Origin of the sequence: uncultured Paraglaciecola sp. (genome assembly GCF_963977085.1) — a bacterium.
Classification (GTDB): Bacteria; Pseudomonadota; Gammaproteobacteria; order Enterobacterales; family Alteromonadaceae; genus Paraglaciecola.
On sequence record NZ_CAXBNC010000003.1, the window covers coordinates 264,924 to 283,823 of the forward strand.

An 18,900-nucleotide genomic window follows, 5' to 3' on the forward strand; every position below is an offset into this window, starting at 1 on the left:
ATCTGCTCACATCATGATGGTATCGAATGGTATTGGTTTTCACGTTTTTAATCTGCTTACATCATAACAACATCAAATTTGTCTTGATTGTATAAAAGCTCAGTATGAACCTTAATTTGTTTGGTGACGAACACTTCAAGCTCAGCCAACATGTGTGATTCTTCCCCTAACAATGCGTCGGCCACCTTCTGTGATGCATAAACCACAAATTTATCTGCATCGTATGCTCGATTCACTCTTACAATTTCACGCATAATTTCAAAGCACACTGTTTCTACAGTTTTTATAGAGCCGCGGCCTTTGCAAACTGGGCATTCGCCACATAAAATATGTTCTAGACTTTCGCGGGTTCTTTTGCGGGTCATTTCAATCAAACCTAACACAGTAAAACCGTGAATATTGATTTTTGCTCTATCTTTACTGGTGGCTAATTCAAGGCTGTGCATCACTCTTCTTTTGTGATCTTCTACTGTCATATCGATAAAATCGATAAGGATCATGCCGCCTAAGTTACGTAGTCTAAGTTGTCGTGCAATTGCTTGAGTGGCCTCAATATTAGTATTGAAAATGGTTTCTTCCAAATTACGATGACCCACAAACGCGCCAGTATTAATGTCAATTGTGGTCATGGCTTCAGTTTGGTCGATGATCAAATAACCACCAGATTTTAAATCCACCCGCCTTTCTAATGAGCGCTGGCATTCATTTTCAACATCGTACAGATCAAAAATGGGTCTTTCACCGGGATAATATTCCAATAGTTTATGTAATTCTGGCACATACTCTTTGGTAAATTGTTGTAATTCTTGTAGCGACAACTTTGAATCAATTCTAATACGGTCTAACTTTGTGCCTACAAAGTCTCTGAGCACTCGACGAGCTAACGGTAAGTCTTCATACAAAATATGGGATTTATTTTTCATTCGCGAGCGAATTTTCTGCCACAAACGTTTTAGGAAATCGGCATCTTGAGTGAGCTCTTGTTCTTTTACCCCTTCGGCAGCAGTACGCAATATAAAACCACCATCTTCACTGCAAAAACTTTGCACTAAGGCTTTTAGACGCTCTCTTTCTGCTTCATCTTCAATACGTTGGGACACACCGACGTGTTCAACACTTGGCATAAAAACCAAATAACGTGATGGGATAGTAATATCAGTGGTAAGCCTTGCGCCCTTAGTGCCAATTTGATCCTTAACAACTTGAACAACAATGTTTTGTCCGTCTCTCACAAGCTCACGAATATCTCGTTTTTCGATATGGCTGGGTGACACTTCTTCTTCCACTTCACTATGTATGGCAATGTCAGAGGCATGTAAAAATGCTGCTTTATCTAAGCCAATGTCTACAAATGCCGCTTGCATACCAGGTAATACTCTACTGACTTTTCCTCGATAAATATTGCCAACCAAACCACGCTTAGTATGTCTTTCTATGTGAATTTCTTGCAAAATTCCATTTTCAATCAAAGCGACACGAGACTCAGAGGGGGTAACATTAATTAATAGCTCAGCACTCATTTAAAATCCCAAATTCAGTCAATAATAATCTTGTTTGGTATAAGGGTAGCCCCACAACCGAGCTATAACTTCCGTTAATATATTTCACAAATTGCCCTCCTAACCCCTGTATTCCGTAGCTTCCAGCTTTATCTTGTGGTTCACCACTTTGCCAATACCCTAACATTTGTTGTGTAGTTAGAGGGCCAAAACAGACTTGAGTTTCAACTACTAGGGTTTTTTGTTGTTTAGCGCTTGTTATAGTTACTGCGGTGAACACTTGGTGGGTGTTATCGGACAATATGTTCAACATCCGCAAAGCGTCAGTTTTGTCTATTGGTTTACCTAAAATATTGCCTTGGGCTACGACTATAGTGTCTGCGCCTAATACTAACTTTTTGGCTCCCGCTCTTTTAAAGCCTAAATTAGATTTTTCTTGAGCCATTCTTCGCACGTATTGATCTGGGGTTTCATGAGATAGTACGGTTTCGTTAATATCCACTGGATATTGACTGAATGGAATGCCTATTTGTTTAAGTAGTTCAGCTCTGCGTGGAGACTGTGAAGCGAGAAGTAGCATCATTAATGTAGGCGCAGTTGGCGACGAATTTTACGCAGTAACCAGAATAACCAAGGCCATATCACCATTGAACTGGCAACGGGCCATAGATAATCAAACAAGAAGTAAATGTCAGTGATTAAATGTTGTAGCCAAAAAATCACTAAGTTGTATAGGGAGGCCATAATGCCAATGATGATCGATTGTTGCCAAACGGAATAATTTCGTAAGCGTTTATAATTGGCAGCTAATACATATATGCATAAACACATAGCGAAACTATGGACACCCATACTGGTGCCAAGCAATATATCGAGAATTAGCCCTGTAAAAAAAGCCACCCCCACATTGACTCTGTTGGGGAGCGCCAGTGCCCAATAACTCAATACTAATAATACCCAATCTGGGCGGTATAAGTCAGCCATAGCCGGCATGGGCATAATCTGTAATACCAAGGCAATAACAATGCTCAGCGCAATCGCATAATGGCGGATGCTCATTTTACTGTTACCTCGTCCGTTAACTCTTCTTCTGGAGAGCGTTCTGACCACAGTAACAATAGGTATTTTAAGCGATCAAGCTGTGCAACTGGTTTTGCTTTAATTTGTGAAAAGGGTCTACTCTCATCTCGAATAATGGAGGTAATAGTGGCTACTGGATACCCTTCTGGATACACATTGCCTAAGCCTGAAGATAACAAGAGGTCGCCTACCTTTAAGTCACTACTATGGGCAACATGCTGGATCAATACTTCATCCAAACTACCAGAACCCGAAACGATTAAACGTACATTATTGCGGGCCACCCTAACCGGAATGGCATGAGTGACATCTGCTATAAGTAACACGCGGCTATTGGTTGAACTGACTTGCATGATTTGCCCTACAATACCTTTATCATCTAAAACGGGTTGCCCTTCAAATACTCCATTAATGGCACCTTTATTAATCACTATCTGATGACTATAGGGGTTGTTGTCTACCGCCATAAGCTCTGCAACAACTTTACGGGTATTGTCTTGTACTGGGGAATTTAACAGGCTACGTAAACGGTCATTTTCTTCTCGTAAAAAAGTTAATCGTTGTAGTTGGCCGTTCATTAGCATGGCATCATGAATTAACTTTGCATTGTCATTAAATAAGCGCTCGTGGGAAACAAATCGACTTGCACTAGCGTTAAGTAATTGACCGGGTAAATTGGCTAAATATTGCAATGGGCTAACAAGTGAATTGAGATACACTCTGGTGGTGCCGAAACCATCAAATTTGTGATCAAAGATAATGAGAGACACTGAAAGTACTAGAGCCAGAGCTAACCTATTAGGCAGGGAGGGGCCACTTGAAAACATTAAATTCATTATTGCCTGCCAAAAGGCGACATGGTGTCGCCTTGTTTACTATGAAATATCAAATACTGCTACTCGTAGCTAAAGAGATCGCCTCCATGGATGTCGATCATTTCAAATGCTTTACCACCACCTCTGGCGACACAAGTTAGTGGATCATCTGCGATTACAACTGGAATACCTGTTTCTTCCATAAGAAGACGATCAAGGTCTTTAAGTAAGGCTCCGCCGCCGGTTAACACCATACCACGCTCAGAGATATCAGATGCTAATTCAGGTGGAGACTGTTCAAGGGCCACCATAACAGCAGATACAATACCGGTTAAAGGCTCTTGCAAGGCTTCAAGAATTTCATTGCTATTTAATGTAAAGCCTCGAGGTACTCCTTCAGCTAGATTACGGCCGCGTACTTCAATTTCTTTTACTTCTTCACCGGGATAAGCTGCGCCAATTTCATGTTTAATACGTTCAGCTGTTGCCTCGCCAATTAACGAACCAAAGTTACGTCGAATATAAGAAATAATCGCTTCATCGAACTTATCACCACCAATTCTAACTGAAGAGGAATATACGATACCGTTAAGTGAAATAATCGCTACTTCTGTAGTACCGCCACCAATATCGACAACCATAGAGCCTGTCGCTTCTGAAACGGGCAAACCAGCTCCAATTGCCGCGGCCATAGGTTCGTCAATCAAATAAACTTCACGGGCACCAGCTCCTAACGCTGACTCACGAATTGCTCGTCTTTCAACTTGAGTTGAACCACAAGGTACACACACCAACACTCTTGGGCTTGGGCGTAAAAAATTATTGTCGTGAACTTGTTTGATAAAATGTTGAAGCATTTTTTCTGTGACATAAAAGTCGGCAATCACCCCATCTTTCATGGGTCGAATCGCTTTTATGTTACCGGGAGTTCTACCCAACATTTGTTTGGCTTCACGCCCCACTGCTGCAACACTTTTTGGTCCGCCTGCGCGTTCTTGACGAATTGCGACAACAGAAGGTTCATTGAGAACAATACCTTGATCCTTGATGTAGATAAGTGTATTTGCAGTACCGAGGTCGATTGATAAATCGTTGGAAAACATTCCCCGTAGCTTTTTGAACATGTAAAAACCGCACTTTGGTTGATAAGAAAAATATTCCGCTAACTGTACCAATGCACCGTGATTTGGGCAAGTACAGAGCATCAACAAGACCATAAAAATAACGGTTTCACTAGATTTTTGTGAATTAAGCGTTAAAAGGAACTACAAAATGCAATTTTTGGCTATAGTAGGTTGGCCATTTGAATGACAAATACCTAAGAATACAAATGAATGAAGAGAGACTGGAAAAACGTTATCAACGTGAGCGGCAAGCACGGCAAGCTGCTGAAATTGTTTTAGAACAAAAATCTCTTGAATTGTTTCAGCGTAATCAAGAGTTGCAAGAACTCAAAGAAAACTTAGAAAAACAAGTTGTAGAACGCACTCGAGAAGCAGAAAAAGCCAAGTCTGAAGCCCGTGAGTCAAATCAAGCAAAATCCCTTTTTTTGGCTAATATGAGCCATGCAACAATGACTCCTTTGACCGCTATTATTGGTTTTGCTGAAGTATTGTTACAACATAAAGTCAGTCACGAAGACAGTACTAAGTATCTGAACACTATTGTTGGAAGTGGCCGTCATTTAACGACATTGTTAGGTGAGATTTTAGATATTAGTAAGATTGAAACTAAAAAACTAACACTTGAACCATTGAGATTTAATCTTCCAAATTTATTACAAGACATAGAACAAATTTATCTCTTTAATTGTAAAAAAGAGAAATTAGATTTTGCAATGGTCATCGAATCTGTCATTCCTGAATGGATAGTCGCAGACCCCACTCGGCTTAAGCAGGTTTTGCATAATTTGCTAAACAATGGGATTAAATTTACCAAAAAAGGAAGTATTAGTGTCCATGTGACATTCCAAGCCACCACTAGCACTTTGCAGATTGATGTAGTGGATACTGGCGAAGGCATAGCTGCAGAAAGACAAGCCTTGATATTTGAATATTTTCGACAAGCTGACACACATATCAGCAGCAATTTGGGTGGAACTGGGCTCGGTCTATTTATCACTAAAAGTCTAGTGGAATTAATGGGTGGCGTGGTTGAGCTGCAATCTACTTTAGGCGTTGGTTCAAAATTTTCGGTAACTATCGCCTGTGAAGAATGTGAAGGTCAATGCAACTCAATTAAAAACAGAGACAGAATTGTTTCACAACCTGGGGGTATTCCTTCTTTAGTCGGCAATATTTTATTGGTAGAAGATACCGAAGTAAATCGACAGTTGATATCCTTTAATCTACAGCAAACTGGCGCCAAAATAGATTCAGCGAAGAATGGCTTAGAAGGTTTACAAATGGCGTTATCAGGAGAGTATGATTTAATTTTGATGGATATCTATATGCCAGTGATGGATGGAAAAGAGGCGCTAAAATCACTTCAGCAACTAGGAGTCAATACCCCTATCTATGCACTGACAGCCAATGTCATGTCCTCGGATATACAGGAGTATGAAGCTATTGGCTTTAGTGGTGTGTTGAGCAAACCGCTTGAGTTAACAAAGTTGTACTCTGTACTTACTCGACATTTGTCTACTGCTGACAGTGCGATTTCTCAAAAGACACAAAGAGCTAACGTGTTCGCTCAAGACCCTAAGATAAAAGCGTTGTTTTTTATGGAGTTAACTAAACAAAACGCAGAAATTACCGCAAGCATAAAGAACCTAGACTATACAGGCTTAATAAATTCTGCACATATTATTAAAGGCTCTGCGGAGAGTTTTGGTTATGATGATTTGACTAAACTAGCTGCTGAATCTTTGTTATTACTGAGACAAAAGCAGTATGTTCAGGCTGTGCAACAATGTAGCCATCTCAACCAAAAGCTAGCGGAAGTGTTAAATGAGTATAACGATTAATATATTATTAGTAGATGATGTCGAATACAGCAGGGAGTTATTACGCGCCGCTTTATTAGTTTGCATTCGTGAATACAAAAAGGAAATCGACGTCAATTTTTTTCACTCATCCACGGGTGAATCTATACCTGAAAAAATAATCTTACATAATGTGAACTTGGTTTATTTAGACATTGAGTTACCACATACCAGTGGTCTTGAGGTCTTGAAACAAATTCGAAAGAAGCATCCGGATCTGATGGTTGTGATGGTTTCTGGTGAAAGTTCGGCGCAGAATGTGACTTCTGCAATTAAAAGTGGGGCAAATGGTTTTATAGTTAAACCTTTTAATTCTGGGCGTATTTTAGACACTTTACAAAACTACCTTAAAAAGGAAAAAGAATTGTGAAGGGGATGATTTTCACAGAGTTTAAGGACATGGTTGAAAGTGTTTTTTCTACAGATATTCTCGAGGACATAATAGAAAAAAGCGATTTACCCAATAACGGTGCATATACTGCAGTTGGCTCTTATAATCATCAAGAAATTGTCACTATGGCAACAAACCTTAGCCAAGCCGTTGATATACCTGTAGGAACTTTGCTAGAGATATTTGGTAAACATTTATTTGAGCGGTTTTCTAATCGCTACCCTAACTTTTTCGAAGGTGTCACTGAGCCTTTTGAGTTTTTAAAGAATATTGATAATTATATTCATGTTGAGGTAACAAAACTCTACCCTGATGCTGAGTTGCCACGTTTCTACTATGAGCAAAAATCCCCACAGGAATTAACCATGTATTACCTATCGTCTCGTCACTTCGAAGATCTAGCGGTAGGCTTAGTCATGGGATGTTTAGCGTATTTTGATGTAAATGGCGAAGTGCACAAAAGTGAGGTCGAGTATCAAGGGCAAGAGGCAATAGAAATTTCTATCATTTTATTATAAGTGAATAATAACGAGTCGGAAAATGTAGGCATATTCAGACTCGCGAATACTCGTTCTTGATTGCAGGGCGTTATTGCTCGCGAACGACTCTAAAACCGATATAGTTTGAACGGAAACTACTGTCTAATTCCATCCGAGTCGACACTCGTGCCAAACGTGGTGCAAAATTCCAAGCCCCACCACGCACCACTGAGTTACCGTTCACTTGTTTGCTGGTGGTCCATTCCCACACATTGCCAACTGTATCGAATAAGCCAAAATCATTTCGTTCAAAAGAGCCAACGGGTGCAGTACTAACATTTGACCACTGGCTACCACACCAACCGCAGTTAGCGTTGTCTGTGCTCACGCCTTCACCCCACCAATAATCGGTTTCCTTACCCGCTCTAGCGGCATATTCCCAGCGCGCTTCACTGGGTAATTTATAAGCTTGATTACTCGCTTGTGATATCCACTCTACGTAGGCTTTGGCATCGTGCATACTGACACATACCACTGGATTGTTTTCATTTTGTGCAAAACCAGGTGCCCGCCAGTTGCGGTCCTCTTTCCATACTGCTTGGCCATCTTCGTATGCGGCACAACCTTTTTGCTTTTCAGCATCAGTCACATAACTGGTTGAGTTTACGAAAACTTCAAAGGCCTTGACGCTAATTTCTGTTTCACTGATACCAAAAGATTGTTTTAAGTCCTGTGTTTGCACAGGGCGTTCATTGTCTAGTCCAACACCCGTGATATCTCCCATGCGAAAACTGCCTGCGGGTATCACCACTAAGTCTGGTCCTGGTATGTCTCCGGCCAAAATATCTTGAATGCGTTCACCTTTGCTAAAAGTATATTGGGAACGATTTAATTCGACTTTCAGGGTTTTAGACTCAGACAAAGTGACTTTTTGACGACTTGATTCATAACCACGTTTAACCACTTCAATATCATGTTCACCTGAAGGCAACATCACTTGTAGTTTAGTCGAACCATAGCTCACACCATCAATGAATACCTCATCATCAAAGACGTTAGAGCGTATTGTTAATTCGTACATTACTGATTCATCAGTAGCCATAGGTGACATTTTAACGCTACTTACCTCGGTACTTTCGCTTCCTTTAAAGTTGACACAATAACGTCTGTCTAACCCTAATAATTCACAGCCCTCAGAGCGTTTTAAATTACCTTGAAGTTGCAGGTTCATCTTAATGTTATAATTACCTTGACCACTAAAGTTACTATCAGCCACTTCACTGCGTAATACTTGCACGGAAGCATCGGATAATTGTCTTCTTTTTTCAGCTTCAACGGATTCACTTAAGCCTTCGTAGACACTGTCTAAAAATCGCTTGGACGCTTTTTGCTTCGCTAGGGATTTACCGCGAGTGATACATTTTGCTAGGGTTTCATCCTTGTCGCAGGCAATATTATGGCTGACGACTATGGCTTCTTGGCGATTAAACTCTTGATACAAGCGGTCGATGCGAGCACTGTTTAGTTGCTCTTTTAAGCCCTCAATAGTGTTAAGTAAACTGTGTTTTGAGATTTGCATTTGTTCCACTTCTTGCAGCTCTCTTTGCCACTGATTGTATTTATCGGTAATGGCATCTTTGATGGCTTTGTGGGTGCGTACCGCCTTTGCGTAAGTTTCAATGACCGGAGATATATTTAACTCAGGATCATCTATGACTTTTTCATATTGTAAATTCATCTCTATCAGAGCCGATTGTCTATCTGCATCTGCAAGTGTGGCGTTTTGACGAAGTTCCCCAAGTTCTCTTTCTAAGCTTGCAGCGTTGGCAATCTGAGCTTCAAGTGAACTGTTGTAATTGTTGTATTCGGATTGTTTTGCAGATATTTTATTTTCAACATCTGCAACCGATAAGTTAGCAGCCAAAATATTTTGGCTAAGCGAAAGGGCAATAATAAGAGAAAATTGAGCTATACGGTTCATTATTCGGTTCCAAACTGGTTGCTTGATAGCAACTACTTTTATTGTCATGGCATAAATCAGGCGTAATGTTACCAGATCACAACTTTGCGTAGCCTATGCTATTGAGTTACAACAAAAAGAGCAAGCATGTTACGCGGGCAATCGCTATTTTATTAGCTTCACCTAAGGTAAATTAGGTTTAATTAAACACTTCTCTCCAATGAATGATCTTGTCGTTGCCTCGAAATAGGCCAAAATTGACGGTCGCTTCAGGGAAATCATCAGTATTTATGAAGCCATCACCATTCCAATCATAATTAAGGTAAGTTGGCCAAGTGACCCCTGTAGCTGTGGGATCTAACCAGATATCTAATTCACCTGTTTCATCAGGTGCTTCAAGAGTGAATTGGTTGCCCACAGAAACACCTTCTATTAACACTCCAGCACTGATTACGCTGTTAAAGGAGCGAGCGTAGCTTGTGTCTGATAGTTGTATTTGATTGTTTTCTTCGGTGAATTCGATACTAGTGCAATTGCTATCATCGGTATTCAACAACCATTGGCCAGCATTAAAATACTCGGTTTTTATGGGTACGTTAAGTGATTCGGTTTCAGGCCCATAGGTGCTTTCTAATACCAAACGACCGTAACGTATTTGGGTACCTGTTACTTCTTCTATGTCCCACCCTAAACAAGTACCGTCAGTATGACTGGCTTGATAACAAATCGTATCTTCAATTCCGTTTTGGTCAATAAAGGTACTGACAAAAAAGTCACTGCTAAATTCTAGCGTTAGCTGCGCATTAAAAGGGGAGACAGGAGCAAAAATGCTATCGTCTGTTGGATCCACCTTGTTATATTGGAAACTGCCATTGTCTATGGTGACCGTTCCAGAAGCATCATAATTATCATTGTTGGCAATCACGGGTATGTCGCCCAAATTAATCACACTAGCAGAGTTCAATGCGGCATAAGTTGAGCTATCAACAAAACTTAAATCCGTGACTGAAGGTTTTTCTGGTTGGTAGTTCCAATATATATCACTGTAATTTAATGTTTTAGTACCAAGGGCATTGTAGGCAGTCAGAGTAAATTCTGGAGAAGTTTCAAAATTGATACTTTTACCTATATAGCTAAATGTATTGTTACAGGTATCGGCTAGAGTCGGGGTTTCAGTTAGAGCGACTTGAAAATACGCAGGGTAGAAATCACCTAGTGTCAATTCGCCAGCAAATCCAATTTCATTGCCAAGGTAATTTGCGTCTTGCACATCAATTGCAATACGGCCTACTTCAGTATAATTTGCAAGTGCGTAGCGATGTTCACCCTCACTAAAACTCAGTCCAGAAGTATTATTAAAAGTAGCGCTGGTGCTGGTCATTGTTGTGCCAGAATCTGAATATTTGAAAATACCATTTTCCCCAACACTGCTTGGAGAAACTCTCTGAACTTTTAACTCTGGGTTCTCGGCCTGATAATTCCGCAATAATTTATCGTTGCTACCATAGGCGCCGATCACTAAGGTAAAGTTTTCACCTGCTACATAGTTATTTTGGTTGCCTGTGCCACCATAAATTAATTCGGTTTCAGCCACACTTAAGTTTAAGTAACTAGGGTAAACATCAACGGGCTCTTGGTCTGAATTATCAAAGGTGACACCTTCAATCTGCGCTGCCACACTCAGGGTTAACCGACCTGCATCTGGATAATTGAGTAAGGCTAAACTAGCAACACCTTGAGCATTGAACTCTACTTCAATGTTGCCGCTATTCTCACCTGTTCCGTCTCCAACTATCTCAATGACATTGAGGGGGGTTAGGCATTGACCAGGTGACTCGCAGTTGTAAGATAAAGTAATCTCTTGGGTGCCTTCTAGCAAAGCTTCACACACATTATCGACACTGCGAACTGCGCGTACATTGACATTATTAAAGTTACTAGCAGCTAATTGATCAGGCAAAGGATCACCAATATTTGCACCGTAAATTTCAAAACCGTCATTTGAAAAAGTTATGTCACAGCTTTCAGTGCCACCGTTAAAACAGCGTAATTCGGCATCAGGATTAGCACTGGTTTTCGCCAAAGTGACAGTGCCTTCATCCGTTACATTTAAACTAGAGGTTAATTCTCCGGTAAATACTAAAGTATCACCACCTGACCAGCCGGAAGGCGCCAGCGTGATTGCAGTTTCCTGATCATATAAGATATCGCAGTTTTCATTGGCACAGGCTTTAATGGTCAACGTTTCGGCTTCGCAGGTAAAACCTTGACCATCGTGCTGTATTTCAAAGTGATCGGGCGCAATGGCTGCACACTCATGTCGTTCGTTCATAATGTTTACGACTTCGGCCGTGGCCAGTACACCTTGGTATACACGTACCTCGTCTATTAATCCGTGAAAATTATAGTTTGAATCTCTAGACCAGCCGCCTATGCGCAGTTCGTTATCCACAAAAGCTCGACTTTTATTTGGAGACCCACGTTGTTGACTGAGTACTTGTTTTACGCCGTCTATATGAATGCGATTGTTGGTGACACTGCCGTTAGTAAATTCAACCGCAATATGGTGCCAACCATTGGCCAACCCAGCACTCGAAACACCATATACATCGCTATTACCCGTGTTAAACCCTATGGAACCACTAACGAGCCAAATATCATGAATATCCCAGCCGATGGGCATGATGCTGTCAGTACCATCCCAGTTCATCCAAAAGGTCACAGTGGTTTTTACATCATTTGTCGTTGTATCTAATGGCAGTCCTGTTACCTGAATCACGCCATCATTTTGACTGGCATAACCACAAGTGCCTAAACTACCTGGTAGTGCGGGCGAGGCCCTCTCAGGTACAGAATCTTTGCTAACTCGTGCATGATGTTCATTACCACTGTTGTCGAGAATTTCATCCGGGCTGCCATCCCAACTGTTTTCTTCGAAACGGTATTCTAATAACAAGGTGGGAGGGGTTGGGCAGGTTCGTGTTTCAGCCATAATGGCTGAAATTTCTGCAGCACTAAGGGCGGTCGAATATATTCTTGGCTCATCAATAGCGCCATTAAAATGGAAACTAGGGCCGGATTCACTAGAGTCGTTGGTTTTACCACCAATACTAGCCGGACCTGGGTCACTGCCCCATGTGCCAGTGTAGGTAGAAATTGTATTGTCACTACCACCAGTATTGAGAGGTAGGGCAACACCATTAACAAAGATCCTCACTGTCTTAGTGGTGGCATCATGAACAGCCGCTACAAAGTACCAATCATCCTCACTAATTACAGCGTTTTGAGTATCCACCATAACGGGGTCAACAGCTCGGGAATAAAATCGCAACTTACCTGGCCCTCCATTTCCGAGGCTAAAACCAAAACCTTGTGAGTTATTTTGGTCATCAAGGAAAATAGGTGAGCCAGAATCTAAATCTGCGGCATTAATCCATGCGGTAAATGTAAGGCTTTCAGTTAAATCAGGAAATGTTGACGGCAATTGTACATAGTCATCTATGCCATCAAATTGGCCGTAGCCGCAAGTGCCAGGATCGCCGTCAATAACTGGGCTGATATCGTTGGTCACTAATGCATTAAATGGCGTGGCGTCGTGTCCATAGTTACTGCTATCTGTAACTTCTCCTGTAGTCCCATACCAATTAAACTCATCAAAGTGATATTCAGCAATGGGCCTTGGTGGGCAAGGGTGCCGCTCTTCCATGATGTTTTCTATTTGGGTTGTCGACAAACTACTTTCATATACACGTACTTCGTCTATTAGTCCGTGAAAATTATAGTTCCCACCTCTTGACCAGCCACCTATTCTCAGTTCACTATCCACATAAGCTGTACTGTTGTTAGGTGAACTCTGTCGTTGCGTGAGCACTTGTTCCACGCCGTCTATGTGCATTTTATTGTTGGTGACACTGCCGTTGGTAAATTCTACGGCTATATGGTGCCAACCATTAGCCAAGCCGGCACTTGAGGTACCAAACACATCTCCGTTTCCAGTGTTAAATCCTATGGAACCACTCACTATCCAAATATCGTGAGTATCCCAACCTATAGGCATAGTACTGTTTGTACCATCCCAATTCATCCAGAAGGTAACAGTAGTTTTGACATCGTTGGTAGTGGTGTCTAATGGCAATCCTGTTATTTGAATTACACCATCGTTTTGAACGGCATAACTACAAGTGCCGAGGTTACCTGTTAAAGCGGGTGTCAAAAATTCAGGGGTAGAATTAGAAAGCACCTGACCATGATGGCCATTTCCGGTGTTGTCAATAATTTCATTCGCTGTGCCATCCCAATCACTTTCTTCGAAACGATATTCTGCTAATGGCGTGACAGTATTACTACATATGGCTCCAAAATCAGTTTCTGCCACTTCGTCGTTTTGAGAGGTGATGGTTGATTGACTGTGAAAATCTATATTAGCGGCGCTCACTGCACCAAAGATGTAACTAGACGAGATAAGAGTAAGGTTACCTTGGGCATATAGGCTACCTGTAAAAGTGCTGTCATTATTTAAGGTTACGTTAGAAAATGCATAGATAACCAATTTACTCGCATCTCCGCTACTATTTATAGAAGGGGAATTAAAAAGGCCGCGAGAGGTGATTGTTACACTTTGATTGACATAAATAATGGCAGTGCCAGAACCCTGTATAATGATATTTGCTCGGCTGCTTAGAGTAAATTGATTAAACCAATAGGTAGCACCAGATTGTAGATACAAGGTGTTTTCAGATCCCAAAACTAAACTATCGACAAAATACTCGCTCTGCGTGTCTGAAAAGCTAATGCTAGCTTGAGAAGACCCTGCGGGATTAATTTCGTCAAACTCATTTCCTGGATTAGTTTCATTTCCAATGACTACAGCTTGATTGAAGCCTATCGAGACATCAGTTGTGCTAAGTGTCGTTTGAAAAGTAATGCCAGATGCTGCAACTGAAGGGGAGCCTGTTGCTGTGCAGTCAGCTGTGTCACAGGTATTGAAGGAGGAGCCACCATTTTTACTAATAGCGGTAGTGGCAAGTAGATTATCATCACTACCAAACAACTGGGCATTGGATTCAAAGTCTATAGTACCAGTGGCGCTATGTGTGGATGCGCCATCAGGAAATATGGCGCTGCATTGTTCAGCAGCTAGAGTCTGAGTAACGGCAAATAAATAAATGATTAAGAAGGTAAGGAGTCTCATGGTTAATCTACCTCCAGCATCGCATCAATATAAACAAAACGTGTCACATTTATTTTACCCGCTGTGCATTGACCAGTGCCGGAAAAAGTCCAAAAAGTAAAGGTTTTAGCGCCGTCTTCAACCAATTTAGACACTGGGTTGACACTGTAGCTACAATTTTCTAACCCTGGAACATCATTAAATACTTTTAAACTTGGATGGTTACAACCGGCACCAAACTCTTCTGCCACAGCACATTCTATTCCAGCTCTTGCGGCATTTAATGCGCGTTGACCCAAAACTTCATGGATAATAGCCTCTGAAGATGAGGATAATAATCGGGTCATTGTGAGTCCCAACAACGCCAATACAATTATCACAAATAAAGCAATGACCAGCATGCTGCCATTTTGAGTCGATTTATTTGCCAATGAGTATGGCTGTTTATTTTTAGGGCACATTGGGGACATGCACTTCGCTACTAAAATTCACGATTTCTTCGTTGTGTTCAAAGGCCAGTAAAATATGCACCAAACTATTTCTAGTTAATGTGGCTTCATACACTCTAAACGGTGCTTCATTGCTGTTAGCAAAATCATTATTAATATGTTCAGCCATTAAAGTACCTGAAGTATAGATAACTTGCTCCTCAGTTATGTTGCCTTCATTTCGATAGATACTGCGGTTGTTTTGATGGGCACAGTAACTTACGGTTTTTCTCGCAATATAAAGGCGCGATGCAGGTGAATGATCTTTAAAGGCGCTACTAATAGTTAACTTTGCGGTTCCCCCTGGGTCATCTGCAGTGTCGCAACCCGTATCGGCTCCGGTATCTGCGCAACTGGTAATTGCTTTACGTTTACCATTGGCTAAGTGGTATACATCGTGGTTACTCTCTTGAGTCTTAGTAGGATAAACAATAGCGAAATCTCCAGCTTTAAGTTCAAAGCCCGCCGGGTTATTCGCATATTCTACTATAGTGGCTGAAGTCGATGTATCTGGTAGCACTGACAGGCTAGTATAAAAACTAACCCATTCTGAAGGAACAAACTCAATACACTGAATTGTGCCAGAATTATTTGTCTTTACCCTAGCACTATTAGGGACTGCCATGCGTAACTCTCGTGTGAGTCTTTCAACTGCAAAACGGCTGTCTCCTAGAAGTTGATCACGTTCAGTAGAGTCATTATAAATTTCCACTCCAGTGCGAATAAACCCTGAAACACCCACAGAAACTACACCTAACACTATGATTACTGTCACTAATTCAATTAAGGTAAAACCTTTGGCTGCGTTTTTAGTAGGCCGATACATTAATAATTACTCCGAAAGCTAGAAAATATAATATCTTCATCATTAGGAGTGGTAATAGTCACCGTGATTAATTTGGTATTACCAACAACTGTATCTGCAACACCGTCCATGTCTGAGTCATACACAACACTTACGCTGAGACTAAAACCTTCATATAAATTGTAATCATTTAGTGTATTGCTTTCACCCAAGGTGTTTTTAATCGCGCCACCAGACTCATTTAAGCCATTATAATCGTCTACATCATCAAAAGTAGCACGGGTTTCGCTGCCGTCGGGACCTAAGTTAATACTGCCAATACATGCAGCATCACAAAAATTGGCACCGCCAGTTCGATCTGATTTTTCATCAAAGGATTTACCGGCAATTTCATTGATTATAGATTGGCCTAATTCAGCAGCACGCACTTGAAAAATAGGATCCACGCTACGTATCACTTGCGGAACAATTAAGGAGGTAAACAAAACCAAAGCAATAGAAAATACTATAATGCCGATAACAAGCTCGATAAGAGTAAAACCAGCTGCTTTATTCACATGCATGAATATACCCCTGAGACTCAATACACACTGACACAGCAGCTTCGCCAATCAAAGTGATCTTACATGTCGCATTGCAGTCTGCATTTTCTAATATTGGGCGGCCTAAATCATCAAAATCGATAGAATTAAAACTGGGTTGGGTGGATAAGCCTACCCCTTCACCAGCCATTTCTGTTGGGGTAGTGGTTAGATAATTAGGATTACTAAAGTCGATACTGATGGAACAGGTGCCGCTCATTGCAGTCGCAGTTTCGCTAATATAATCTAGTGTTGGGGGGCCAAAAGCCGCATCTGTAGTATCAATATTGATTTTAAAACAATAACCATCGCGATTGTCATACAATGCACGACTTTGCATATTACGCAGAGCAGATACAAGTCTGGCCTGATAGGTATATTCTGAAAAACCTGAAGTGCCAGTGAAACGACTGAAAACGGATACAGACAAAATACTAATTAAAATAATCACCACTATAAGCTCTATCAAAGTAAAGCCATGGTATCTGTATGAGTAACCTTGATTATTTAACATCAATCTAACTTTTGGGTGAAAAAACTCAAATGCATGTGGTGTAAACAAAATAGGGAGCACTCGCTCCCTATTTCTATAATTTGTTGTAACAGACTAACAACCTTCTGTTTCTGTAATAACAGTAGGTGAAGTTGTTGGGGAACCATTAGTATAGACAACTTGGCATTTTGTATCTGCATCACCACCTGCCGCCACTGCAGTTTTACCTATTGGGGTGATTACAAATTTGCCGGCTGCAACTGCGTCTGAACTACTATCAAAAAATGCCCAGTCATTAGTAAAATCAAGATCGACCCAGATGTTGACCATGTTCGCTGTCTGGTTATCTGCATCTGGGTACCCATATTCTGTTTCAACTCTGTCTGAACCATTGATTAAAACGTCATCTGTTCTCGTTGCACTATCATCATCATTGGCATTTTTTTGCTCGCCTGCAATAGCTGATTTTGCAAATATCAGTTGCGAGCCACCTTGCACTGCCGCTTTAACACCTTGTAAGGTAGAAGCGGTTGCATCACCTTGAATATCAAGAAATTTAGGTGCTGCGGTGACAGCCAAAATACCTAGTATGACGATCACGATAATTAATTCGATTAATGTAAAACCACGTTGTTGCTGCATTTCTTGTCCTCAAAGGAATATTTTTAAACTATAAGTCCCTGAAATTATTAGATGTTTTATACCATTAAAACACCAGTTAACACTAATTAATTGCACTTTTTTGGTTGTTTTTGTTTATGCCTAAGTATGTTATTTGAGCTAAAATCTACTCTCCTTAGAGAACTACACTGAGAAAAAATCAATTAACATTGTTTAGCTTTTCCACTGTGTTCTCGGTGATCTCTGTGGTTCAATTTCTTTAGTTTTAATTCGCAGCTCGCAGCTCTAATTATTACTAAACACTATTACTTGGCCAATCCGTGGATCGTAGATAAAACCATTGCCAGCTAAGTTATCTGTCGGCTCTGTTGTACGGTTTTTAACAGTTTGTGTTAGGTAGTAATAACAAACATCATTACCGCCTGAACCTACACCTGTTCTTACATTAGTAAAATACCTGAAATTTTCAAATGGTCTGTCATTCCAATCAGAAGATATAGTCGGCGCACTTTGCATAATTAAATTGAAAATACTTTCGCAGTCTAAGGTGCTCATTTGGTCATCTTCAGTGCTACTGTCTGTATCTAATTGCCCTGTGGGGTAACCTGTATCTTGGTCAATACCCACTTGAAGGCTTTCAATGGTGACAAAGGTTGAATTAGTGCCATTATTTTCTTTGGGGCGCCCTTCTAACTCCCATTGAGCTCGAACTAACCCTACTCCAGTGGCAAAACCGCCAGCTACTCCATCTACGGTAGCATCTTCAGCATCTGCAGTGACATCGAGCAGTCTAGGTAAAGCGGTTGCTGCTAATAAACCCAAAATAACCACAACTATGACCAGTTCAATTAATGTAAAACCCGAAGTGACTTTGGGGCGGTAGCCATAATGTACAGTTTTGGGTGGCATATTTGTATCAACGCTGACGTTGTTGTTCTTAATCTTGTTATTCATAGCGGCGCTCCTACAAGGTTTTTCACTTGTTATTTTTTTAAATAGGGTAGTCATTCTTTAATCTTTAAGACTTGACCCGAAAACACTTTGTATTCGAAGTATGGGCCTGTTGATAATCGATAGCGACAGACTGAATCTAATGCATTATTGCTGAGTTTTAGTCCATCATAATATTCTGCAAAAATTTTAAAGCCATCTATGTTCATAGGCATATTTAGCACCATATTCCAAATGTCAGCACAACCCTTAGAGGTTGGTTCAGCCTTTGGCCAGCCTAGATGGCTCATAAATATAGGTTTTCTATCTGTTTCGATTAAGGTGTTATTCTCACCTAATTTATTAGCATAAGTGATCAACATTACAATCTCAGGCCGCCCCTCTCCTTGCCACTGCCAATGAGAATTACTCACACTAGTAGAAAATTGTTCAGCTAAGTTTTCTAAAGCAAGGCGCCTAAGGTTAGTGGAGCCATCGTTTAGATACACTATAAAGCCCAACATTAAACTGATAAATACCACCACTACAATAATGTTGATAAATAAACTACGGTTGCGCTCGTCTGCTGCTTGATTTTTGTTCAT

Annotated in this window: 17 protein-coding genes; 3 read left to right on the forward strand and 14 right to left on the reverse strand. The window is 40.8% G+C overall.

Annotation, left to right across the window (positions count from 1 at the left end):
• Positions 1 to 56: 56 nt before the first annotated feature.
• The 5 genes from rng to AAC000_RS05365 are packed head-to-tail and all read right to left on the reverse strand — an operon-like array spanning position 57 to position 4,518.
• Positions 57 to 1,520: a ribonuclease G gene (gene rng, locus AAC000_RS05345; RefSeq protein ID WP_339720755.1), complete on the reverse strand. Its 1,464-nt coding sequence runs from the start codon at positions 1,518 to 1,520 to the stop codon at positions 57 to 59.
• A complete protein-coding gene (locus AAC000_RS05350) occupies positions 1,510 to 2,079 on the reverse strand; it encodes a Maf family protein (protein WP_339720915.1) in 570 nt (189 codons plus the stop codon). Before AAC000_RS05350 ends, rng begins: the two co-directional genes overlap by 11 nt.
• A 2-nt stretch (positions 2,080 to 2,081) precedes the next feature.
• Positions 2,082 to 2,558 (reverse strand): rod shape-determining protein MreD, encoded by a 477-nt coding sequence (gene mreD, locus AAC000_RS05355; RefSeq protein WP_339720757.1) that lies wholly within the window; start codon positions 2,556 to 2,558, stop codon positions 2,082 to 2,084.
• A complete protein-coding gene (gene mreC, locus AAC000_RS05360) occupies positions 2,555 to 3,415 on the reverse strand; it encodes a rod shape-determining protein MreC (protein WP_339720758.1) in 861 nt (286 codons plus the stop codon). Before mreC ends, mreD begins: the two co-directional genes overlap by 4 nt.
• 59 nt (positions 3,416 to 3,474) lie before the next feature.
• On the reverse strand, positions 3,475 to 4,518 hold the full coding sequence (locus AAC000_RS05365; RefSeq protein WP_039989107.1) for a rod shape-determining protein: 1,044 nt from the start codon (positions 4,516 to 4,518) through the stop codon (positions 3,475 to 3,477).
• 206 nt (positions 4,519 to 4,724) lie between these two features.
• On the opposite strand from AAC000_RS05365, the gene AAC000_RS05370 reads away from it, so the two are divergent.
• From AAC000_RS05370 to AAC000_RS05380, 3 genes are read left to right on the forward strand one after another with little or no spacing between them, the layout of a single operon-like run.
• Entirely contained in the window at positions 4,725 to 6,359 is a 1,635-nt protein-coding gene (locus AAC000_RS05370) for an ATP-binding protein (RefSeq protein WP_339720760.1), read from the forward strand.
• A complete protein-coding gene (locus AAC000_RS05375; RefSeq protein ID WP_339720762.1) occupies positions 6,343 to 6,747 on the forward strand; it encodes a response regulator in 405 nt (134 codons plus the stop codon). The genes AAC000_RS05370 and AAC000_RS05375 overlap by 17 nt, the downstream gene beginning before the upstream one ends.
• Positions 6,748 to 6,752: 5 nt before the next feature.
• Positions 6,753 to 7,286 carry a heme NO-binding domain-containing protein gene (locus AAC000_RS05380; protein ID WP_339720917.1) on the forward strand — a complete coding sequence of 178 codons (534 nt, stop codon included), beginning with the start codon at positions 6,753 to 6,755 and terminating at the stop codon, positions 7,284 to 7,286.
• Positions 7,287 to 7,356: 70 nt separating this feature from the next.
• Here the strand turns inward: AAC000_RS05380 and AAC000_RS05385 are convergent, their stop codons facing one another.
• The 9 genes from AAC000_RS05385 to AAC000_RS05425 form a co-directional block, all read right to left on the reverse strand.
• Positions 7,357 to 9,228: an SUMF1/EgtB/PvdO family nonheme iron enzyme gene (locus AAC000_RS05385; protein WP_339720764.1), complete on the reverse strand. Its 1,872-nt coding sequence runs from the start codon at positions 9,226 to 9,228 to the stop codon at positions 7,357 to 7,359.
• A 178-nt stretch (positions 9,229 to 9,406) separates the two neighbouring features.
• Positions 9,407 to 14,398 carry a LamG domain-containing protein gene (locus AAC000_RS05390; RefSeq protein ID WP_339720766.1) on the reverse strand — a complete coding sequence of 1,664 codons (4,992 nt, stop codon included), beginning with the start codon at positions 14,396 to 14,398 and terminating at the stop codon, positions 9,407 to 9,409.
• A gap of 2 nt (positions 14,399 to 14,400) precedes the next feature.
• Complete coding sequence (locus AAC000_RS05395) at positions 14,401 to 14,838, reverse strand: MSHA biogenesis protein MshP (RefSeq protein ID WP_339720767.1); 438 nt, start codon at positions 14,836 to 14,838, stop codon at positions 14,401 to 14,403.
• A complete protein-coding gene (locus AAC000_RS05400; protein ID WP_339720769.1) occupies positions 14,828 to 15,691 on the reverse strand; it encodes a prepilin-type N-terminal cleavage/methylation domain-containing protein in 864 nt (287 codons plus the stop codon). Before AAC000_RS05400 ends, AAC000_RS05395 begins: the two co-directional genes overlap by 11 nt.
• On the reverse strand, positions 15,691 to 16,233 hold the full coding sequence (locus tag AAC000_RS05405) for a type II secretion system protein (protein WP_339720771.1): 543 nt from the start codon (positions 16,231 to 16,233) through the stop codon (positions 15,691 to 15,693). Before AAC000_RS05405 ends, AAC000_RS05400 begins: the two co-directional genes overlap by 1 nt.
• Positions 16,220 to 16,765, reverse strand: coding sequence for a prepilin-type N-terminal cleavage/methylation domain-containing protein (locus AAC000_RS05410; protein WP_339720773.1), 546 nt, complete (start codon positions 16,763 to 16,765; stop codon positions 16,220 to 16,222). The genes AAC000_RS05405 and AAC000_RS05410 overlap by 14 nt, the downstream gene beginning before the upstream one ends.
• Before the next feature lie 93 nt (positions 16,766 to 16,858).
• On the reverse strand, positions 16,859 to 17,386 hold the full coding sequence (locus AAC000_RS05415) for a prepilin-type N-terminal cleavage/methylation domain-containing protein (protein WP_339720775.1): 528 nt from the start codon (positions 17,384 to 17,386) through the stop codon (positions 16,859 to 16,861).
• 264 nt (positions 17,387 to 17,650) lie between these two features.
• The gene (locus AAC000_RS05420; RefSeq protein WP_339720919.1) at positions 17,651 to 18,274 is read right to left on the reverse strand and encodes a type II secretion system protein; all 624 of its coding nucleotides are present in this window, start codon (positions 18,272 to 18,274) and stop codon (positions 17,651 to 17,653) included.
• 95 nt (positions 18,275 to 18,369) lie between these two features.
• Positions 18,370 to 18,900 carry a hypothetical protein gene (locus AAC000_RS05425; protein WP_339720777.1) on the reverse strand — a complete coding sequence of 177 codons (531 nt, stop codon included), beginning with the start codon at positions 18,898 to 18,900 and terminating at the stop codon, positions 18,370 to 18,372.

Excerpts from the sequence above, each read along its gene's own strand:
- AAC000_RS05385 (WP_339720764.1), bottom strand. The coding sequence starts at position 9,228 with ATGAACCGTATAGCTCAATTTTCTCTTATTATTGCCCTTTCGCTTAGC.
- AAC000_RS05390 (WP_339720766.1), bottom strand. The coding sequence starts at position 14,398 with ATGAGACTCCTTACCTTCTTAATCATTTATTTATTTGCCGTTACTCAG.
- AAC000_RS05370 (WP_339720760.1), top strand. The coding sequence starts at position 4,725 with ATGAATGAAGAGAGACTGGAAAAACGTTATCAACGTGAGCGGCAAGCA.
- AAC000_RS05410 (WP_339720773.1), bottom strand. The coding sequence starts at position 16,765 with ATGTTAAATAATCAAGGTTACTCATACAGATACCATGGCTTTACTTTG.
- mreD (WP_339720757.1), bottom strand. The coding sequence starts at position 2,558 with ATGAGCATCCGCCATTATGCGATTGCGCTGAGCATTGTTATTGCCTTG.
- AAC000_RS05415 (WP_339720775.1), bottom strand. The coding sequence starts at position 17,386 with ATGCAGCAACAACGTGGTTTTACATTAATCGAATTAATTATCGTGATC.
- AAC000_RS05405 (WP_339720771.1), bottom strand. The coding sequence starts at position 16,233 with ATGCATGTGAATAAAGCAGCTGGTTTTACTCTTATCGAGCTTGTTATC.
- AAC000_RS05365 (WP_039989107.1), bottom strand. The coding sequence starts at position 4,518 with ATGTTCAAAAAGCTACGGGGAATGTTTTCCAACGATTTATCAATCGAC.
- AAC000_RS05380 (WP_339720917.1), top strand. The coding sequence starts at position 6,753 with ATGATTTTCACAGAGTTTAAGGACATGGTTGAAAGTGTTTTTTCTACA.
- rng (WP_339720755.1), bottom strand. The coding sequence starts at position 1,520 with ATGAGTGCTGAGCTATTAATTAATGTTACCCCCTCTGAGTCTCGTGTC.
- AAC000_RS05395 (WP_339720767.1), bottom strand. The coding sequence starts at position 14,838 with ATGTGCCCTAAAAATAAACAGCCATACTCATTGGCAAATAAATCGACT.
- AAC000_RS05375 (WP_339720762.1), top strand. The coding sequence starts at position 6,343 with ATGAGTATAACGATTAATATATTATTAGTAGATGATGTCGAATACAGC.
- AAC000_RS05350 (WP_339720915.1), bottom strand. The coding sequence starts at position 2,079 with ATGCTACTTCTCGCTTCACAGTCTCCACGCAGAGCTGAACTACTTAAA.
- AAC000_RS05425 (WP_339720777.1), bottom strand. The coding sequence starts at position 18,900 with ATGAACAAAAATCAAGCAGCAGACGAGCGCAACCGTAGTTTATTTATC.
- AAC000_RS05420 (WP_339720919.1), bottom strand. The coding sequence starts at position 18,274 with ATGCCACCCAAAACTGTACATTATGGCTACCGCCCCAAAGTCACTTCG.
- AAC000_RS05400 (WP_339720769.1), bottom strand. The coding sequence starts at position 15,691 with ATGTATCGGCCTACTAAAAACGCAGCCAAAGGTTTTACCTTAATTGAA.
- mreC (WP_339720758.1), bottom strand. The coding sequence starts at position 3,415 with ATGAATTTAATGTTTTCAAGTGGCCCCTCCCTGCCTAATAGGTTAGCT.